Annotated in this window: 7 protein-coding genes; 1 reads left to right on the top strand and 6 read right to left on the bottom strand. The window is 46.2% G+C overall.

Annotated elements, in window-relative coordinates:
* Nucleotides 1–40: 40 nt before the first annotated feature.
* Entirely contained in the window at nt 41–526 is a 486-nt protein-coding gene (gene secB, locus GY843_RS15785; RefSeq protein ID WP_297310987.1) for a protein-export chaperone SecB, read from the top strand.
* A 108-nt stretch (nt 527–634) separates the two neighbouring features.
* On the opposite strand, the gene GY843_RS15780 is transcribed toward secB, so the two are convergent.
* The 6 genes from GY843_RS15780 to glnA all read right to left on the bottom strand — a co-directional run.
* Nucleotides 635–1528, bottom strand: coding sequence for a M14 family zinc carboxypeptidase (locus GY843_RS15780; protein WP_297310985.1), 894 nt, complete (start codon nt 1526–1528; stop codon nt 635–637).
* Nucleotides 1529–1589: 61 nt separating this feature from the next.
* Nucleotides 1590–1919: a hypothetical protein gene (locus GY843_RS15775; RefSeq protein WP_297310983.1), complete on the bottom strand. Its 330-nt coding sequence runs from the start codon at nt 1917–1919 to the stop codon at nt 1590–1592.
* A 19-nt stretch (nt 1920–1938) separates the two neighbouring features.
* The gene (gene trmL / locus GY843_RS15770) at nt 1939–2412 is read right to left on the bottom strand and encodes a tRNA (uridine(34)/cytosine(34)/5-carboxymethylaminomethyluridine(34)-2'-O)-methyltransferase TrmL (RefSeq protein ID WP_297310982.1); all 474 of its coding nucleotides are present in this window, start codon (nt 2410–2412) and stop codon (nt 1939–1941) included.
* A 58-nt stretch (nt 2413–2470) separates the two neighbouring features.
* Nucleotides 2471–3910 (bottom strand): nitrogen regulation protein NR(I), encoded by a 1440-nt coding sequence (gene glnG, locus GY843_RS15765; RefSeq protein ID WP_297310981.1) that lies wholly within the window; start codon nt 3908–3910, stop codon nt 2471–2473.
* The gene (gene glnL, locus GY843_RS15760; protein ID WP_297310979.1) at nt 3894–4979 is read right to left on the bottom strand and encodes a nitrogen regulation protein NR(II); all 1086 of its coding nucleotides are present in this window, start codon (nt 4977–4979) and stop codon (nt 3894–3896) included. The genes glnG and glnL overlap by 17 nt, the downstream gene beginning before the upstream one ends.
* Before the next feature lie 257 nt (nt 4980–5236).
* A partial coding sequence (gene glnA, locus GY843_RS15755) for a type I glutamate--ammonia ligase (protein WP_297310978.1) occupies nt 5237–6565 on the bottom strand: 1329 nt, incomplete at its 5' end.

The following is a 6565-nucleotide window of genomic DNA, read 5'->3' as shown; positions in this document are numbered from 1 at the left end:
ACTCAACGCCAGCTAATACAAATAATTCTAAGGATCTATCATGTCTGAGAACGAACAGAACACTGCAAGCCAGGAAGAACAGGGACCACAATTTGCGGTTCAGCGCGTTTACGTAAAAGACTCTTCTTTTGAATCTCCAAATTCTCCTGAAATCTTCACCACTCCATGGCAGCCAGAAGTTGGCCTGGAAATGAATACAGGCACTAAGCAGCTGGGTGATAACGCTTTCGAAGTAGTTCTGACACTGACGGTAACTGTTAAGAACGCTGACAAAACAGCATTCCTGGTTGAACTACAACAGGCAGGTATCTTTGCTATCGCTGGCCTGAGTGAGCAGGAAATGCACCACACACTGGGTGCTTTCTGCCCTAACCTGCTATTCCCATATGCACGCGAAGCCATTGACAACATGGTTGTTAAAGCGAGCTTCCCTGCACTTATGCTGGCACCTGTGAACTTTGATGCCCTATACGCACAGCAGATGGCTCAGCAGCAGGCAGCAGCTGAAGGTGAAGCGCAGCACTAAGCGCTTAAGCGATACAGTGACTCATAAAAAACGGAGCTATCAGCTCCGTTTTTTTCGTTCAACCTTTGACTTAAATACGTTTACTTAACTGTGTTTATTTAGCCGTAGTTATTTAACTACGTTGCCACTTTCACCATTGGCACTGGCTACTGCACTAGGTTTACGCTTAGCTTTATATTTCAACCAACGCACCAGATCCGTCCACATTCTATCGATATCATGCTTCTTAGGCATAATTCCAGCGTAAGGCAACTCGATTGTGACAACAGGAATATTCTTAACAAACCAACCATAGTTGCCTAACGAACCTGGATAGGTTCCTAGCTGACGCAGATGTAACGGCCCCAATTTACGAGGCGGCTGTATCCCACCATCAAAATCAAGAATTCCATGTGGGGCATGCACAGAAACAATGACAGTAGGCTTATAGTCGTCGATTAGTTCATGTATGACCCGACTTTCCGGCTCACTCAGTGGAGCATGCCCGGGATAGTAACGCAGCCTTTTTTTAGCGCTTTTCTGCCAATGTTCAAGTGGTTCAGGAAACTCAGGAGCAGGAATAAAATTTCGGTTTAGATCTACTTTATTCGCATTAACCCTACTGGACCTACGTTGCAACAACCCATCAGGATTCAGCACAGGCAAGAAATGCCAGTCAAAAGCACCACTATGATGCTTCCTCAAAGTATTTAACCACTTAAACGTTACGCTCACACTGGAATACTCATCACCATGAATACCCCCAATAAATAGAATACGTGGCGCATCTGGATTGTCTTCATTTGCGGGGAAATGGGTTTCCAGTATCGCTTTCCCATTTACAGAATAATACCGCGGTGAAAAATAGCGGTTACTCAAACATTCTTTAATAGAGACACTAGCGAGCTTACTTCCTACCTTCTGACAAACATCCTCAACATCAGGGTGCTGATTCGTTGACCAAGCGTTAAGAGAGAGTGAAAGAAGTAAGAAAACAGACAGAAATTTTAATTGGTAAAGCATAGAGTTTCCGAGGTCATCCCTGCCTACAACTGATCATTAATTAAACAAAAAGGAGATTCTATCACGAATTGGGGGAAAGATTATGCAGAACCTGATCAGCATTATCAGTATCCAGCATCAACTGCACCGCAGCTGCTTTAATTGGCACAATACTCACCAGAGCACTATCCGGTATCAACAAGGAGTTATCGGCACCTGCTTCCAATTTATCGGATAACATAACCACCGGTAAAACCTGCTCTTTTATAGTGAGAATATTAACCTGCTGCTCCACACTTCCTATTATTGAAAGCGCTCTGCCCTTATGCTCAGCCAAAGATAAACGAAATACTTGTCCAGATTGCTCTGAAGTGAATGAGTCTATCCCTGTGATAATAAAGGCATGTTGCATAATTGACCTGTTCTATTATTTACGACTGATCCACAGCGCCAGAAAAACCTAGCTGTCGCCAAGCCTCGTATACAACAATAGCACAGGCGTTCGATAGATTAAGACTGCGGCTATCTTCACACATTGGCATTCTAAGCCATTGATCCTGAGAAAATGATTCACGTACTTCTACGGGCAACCCACGGGTTTCCGGCCCTAATAACAGTACATCACCTTCAGCAAAATCCGCATCTACATAGTTACGCGCCCCCTTAGTAGTCAACGCCCAGACTTTTCTTGGGCTTATAGCCGCCAGACAGCTATCCAGATCAGGATGTATTTTTACTGCTGCAAACTCGTGATAATCCAGCCCTGCACGACGCAGACGCTTATCATCAAATTCAAAGCCCAATGGTTCCACAAGATGTAAATGAAAACCCGTATTGGCACAAAGACGAATAATATTGCCTGTATTCGGAGGAATCTCAGGTTCAAAAAGCACTACATGTAGCATAAAAAATCCCCGCACCATTTCTGATGCGGGGATTATATAGCAAATAGCTGACTGGAAGTTAGGCTACATTCTCATGCTCGTCAGGTTTCTCGCCATTTTCCATACCCAACTCTTTGATCTTACGAGTCAGGGTATTTCGCCCCCAGCCTAATAATTCGGCAGCGTCACGACGGCGTCCTGCGGTATGCTTTAAAGCCGTTTCAATCATAATACGCTCAAAGGCAGGAACAGCAGTATCCAACAAACCTCTCTGCCCAAGACTAAGCTGCTGATCAGCCCAATTACGCAGCGACTGCTCCCAATTACTCCCTGCTACTGCAGGCTCTCCGGATTGCTCCATCAGCTCGGGAGGAAGGTCATCAATCAACACCTCTCGTCCGGTCGCCATAACGGTTAGCCAACGACAGGTATTTTCAAGCTGACGCACATTACCCGGCCACGCCAGATTGCACATATAGGTTTCTGTATCTGCGGCTAAAACTTTTGGCTCAACATTTAAGTCTTCACCAGAGATATTGAGGAAGTGACGAGCCAAGCGAGGAATATCTTCACGGCGTTCTGCCAATTTAGGAAGATGAACACGAATAACATTCAGACGGTGGAACAAATCCTCACGGAAACGCCCCTCTTCCACGAGCTTTTCAAGATTCTGGTGGGTTGCCGCAATAATACGCACATCCACTTTTACCGCAGTGTGACCACCCACACGGTAAAACTCACTATCTGCCAATACACGCAGCAAGCGAGTCTGAGCATCGGCAGGCATATCACCAATTTCATCCAGGAACAGAGTTCCCCCATCGGCCTGTTCAAATCGACCACGACGTGCAGCCGCTGCACCAGTAAACGCACCCTTCTCATGACCAAAAAGTTCAGATTCAATAAGATCATGAGGAATAGCAGCCATATTCAATGGAATAAATGGCTTATCACGGCGCGGACTGTGCTTATGCAAAGCATGGGCAACCAGCTCTTTACCTGTACCGGACTCACCATTGATCAGCACTGTAATATTTGACTGAGACAGGCGGCCAATAGCACGGAAAACTTCCTGCATAGCTGGAGCTTCACCAATGATCTCCGTACTATCTTCCATCACCTGCTCAGCAACTTGTTCACGCTGCTCGATAGCATGAGCCAAAGCACGCTTCACTAGCGCTACAGCCTCATCCACATCAAACGGTTTCGGCAGGTACTCAAAAGCACCACCCTGATAGGAAGCTACCGCCGAATCCAGATCCGAGTGCGCTGTCATAATAATAATTGGCACTTGCGGATGAGATTCCTGAATCCGTTCCAGCATTTGCAAACCATCCATGCCAGGCATGCGAATATCACTGATAATCGCATCAGGCTCGCTATTTTCTAGTCGCTGCAGTAATGAATCGGCACTATCAAATGATTCCGTATCCAGCCCTTCTGCAGACAAGGCTTTTTCCAAAACCCAGCGAATAGAACGATCATCATCGACTATCCATATTTTACCTAGCAGGCTCATGATTCAGCTCCAACGGAATAAATAATTGAAATTTAGTTTCACCCGGTCTGGTCTCACACTCGATCAGACCCTGATGCTGGTTAATGATGGATTGCGCAATGGAGAGACCAAGTCCAGTTCCTTCAGCACGCCCACTCACCATCGGATAAAAGATTTTGCTCAGAATCTCATCCGGAATACCGGGACCGTTATCAACGATCTCCACACAACAGGCCAGACGGTGACGCTCTGTACCCAAGGTAATCTGACGCAAAGCACGTGTTCGAATATGTATTTTCGGCTCTGGCACATTAGCGCCAAACATTGCCTGCATACTGTTACGCACAATATTCAAAATCGCCTGTATCAACTGCTCCGCATCACCAACAAATTCCGGAATACTTGGATCATAATCCCGATCAAATATCACACCCTGATTAGTTTCAGCACTTATCAAACTGCAAACCCGCTCTAAAATGGCATGAATATTCACATCTTCGAGCTTAGGCAATTTACGAGGACCTAGAAGGCGATCTACTAGATTCCTAAGACGATCCGCTTCTTCAATAATGACATGGGTATAATCATGCAAGCTTGGATCACTCAGCTCTCTTTCAAGTAGTTGAGCCGCACCCCGAATACCACCCAATGGGTTTTTAATCTCATGCGCCATCCCTCTCACCAAAGAACGGGCAGTGTCATGCTGAGACAGCAGATCTTCTTCGCGCTCAATACGCATCAGTCGATCTCTGGCCTCTATCTCTATCAGCAACCGCTTACTGCCATTCGCCAGAAAAATTGGGTTAACGCTATAATCAACTGTCAGCGTATGACCACCTAAGGTCACCAACTTTGCTTCTCGACGGGTATATGGGTGCCCTGATTTGAAACATGCCTCTACATCGTCACGCTCATCACCACACAGTATGAACCACTCTTCCAATGGCAATAGTGAAAGACGGCGCATACTCGCTTCCAGCAACATCTCTGCTGACGGATTGGCATACTCAACCACCATCTGATCATTGATCATCACAACGGCCCCGGAGAGGTTATCCAGTATCTGTTTATGTAATTCTTGTTGTGACATTAGCTACTCTCTTTATCCCTAAAACTATCTACTGCAAAAAACAAACCAATTTAACTTCCATGCCACAAATTAGCTCTAACTCGCACTATTACAGTGAAAACCTATTTTTAAGTGTAGCCTGCCCCAAAAACACGCGCACTAATTTGGTGCAGAATAAATTCTCGCCGCTCCTTTTCTAACCTTTATCGCCAACCTTTATTTTCCTCAGAAACAAAAAAGCCTCCACAAGGGAGGCTTTTTCTCAGAAGTAATAAGACTTATACAGAGTAGTACAGGTCAAATTCAACTGGGTGAGTAGTCATGTTCACTTTCTCAACTTCTTCACGCTTCAGCTCGATGAAAGCGTCCAGCATGTCATCAGTGAATACACCACCTTTAGTCAGGAACTCACGATCATCTTCCAGAGCATTCAGAGCTTCTTCCAGAGAAGCAGCAACTGTTGGGATCTCAGCAGCTTCTTCAGCTGGCAGATCGTACAGATCTTTGTCAGCTGCATCGCCAGGGTGGATCTTGTTCTGGATACCGTCCAGACCAGCCATCATCAGTGCAGAGAATGCCAGGTATGGGTTTGCAGATGGATCTGGGAAACGAGCTTCAACACGACGCGCTTTCGGGCTAGTCACGTATGGAATACGGATAGACGCAGAACGGTTACGAGCAGAGTAAGCCAGCATTACTGGAGCTTCAAAGCCTGGTACCAGACGCTTGTATGCGTTTGTAGAAGAGTTAGTCAGCGCGTTCAGTGCCTTAGCGTGCTTGATGATACCACCGATGTAGTACAGAGCAGTTTCAGACATGCCTGCGTAAGCATCACCAGAGAAGATGTTCACGCCATCTTTAGACAGAGACATGTGAACGTGCATACCAGAACCGTTATCACCTACCAGCGGCTTAGGCATGAAGGTAGCTGTTTTGCCGTATGCATGCGCAACGTTGTGTACACAGTACTTAAGAACCTGTACTTCGTCTGCTTTGTTAGTCAGCGTGTTCGCACCAACACCGATTTCACACTGACCAGCAGTTGCTACTTCGTGATGGTGAACTTCTACTACCAGATCCATTGCTTCCATCGCGTCACACATAGCGCCACGCAGATCGTGCAGAGAATCGATTGGTGGTACTGGGAAGTAACCGCCTTTAACGCGTGGACGGTGACCAGTGTTACCACCTTCAATCTTGTGGCTAGACGCCCAAGAAGCTTCTTCAGAAGCGATTTCGTAACCGCAACCAGAGATGTCTGCGTGCCATTTAACTTCGTCAAATACGAAGAACTCTGGCTCTGGGCCAAACATTGCAGTATCAGCGATACCTGTAGACTTCAGGTACTCTTCAGCGCGCTTAGCAACAGAACGAGGATCACGCTCGTAACCCTGACCAGTAGCAGGTTCAACGATGTTACAACGAACGATAACAGTAGTTGCTTCTGCGAACGGGTCCAGCAGAGAAGCGCTATCTTCCGGCATCAGGATCATGTCGGAATCATTAATACCTTTCCAACCTGAGATGGATGAACCATCGAACATTTTACCTTCTTCAAAGAAGTCATCGCCCATGTCGGAAACAGGGATAGTTACGTGCTGCTCTTT

The sequence above is a fragment of the Neptuniibacter sp. genome, assembly GCF_024231755.1.
Lineage (GTDB): Bacteria > Pseudomonadota > Gammaproteobacteria > Pseudomonadales > Balneatricaceae > Neptuniibacter.
This window is presented reverse-complemented; position numbering and strand designations above follow the sequence as displayed.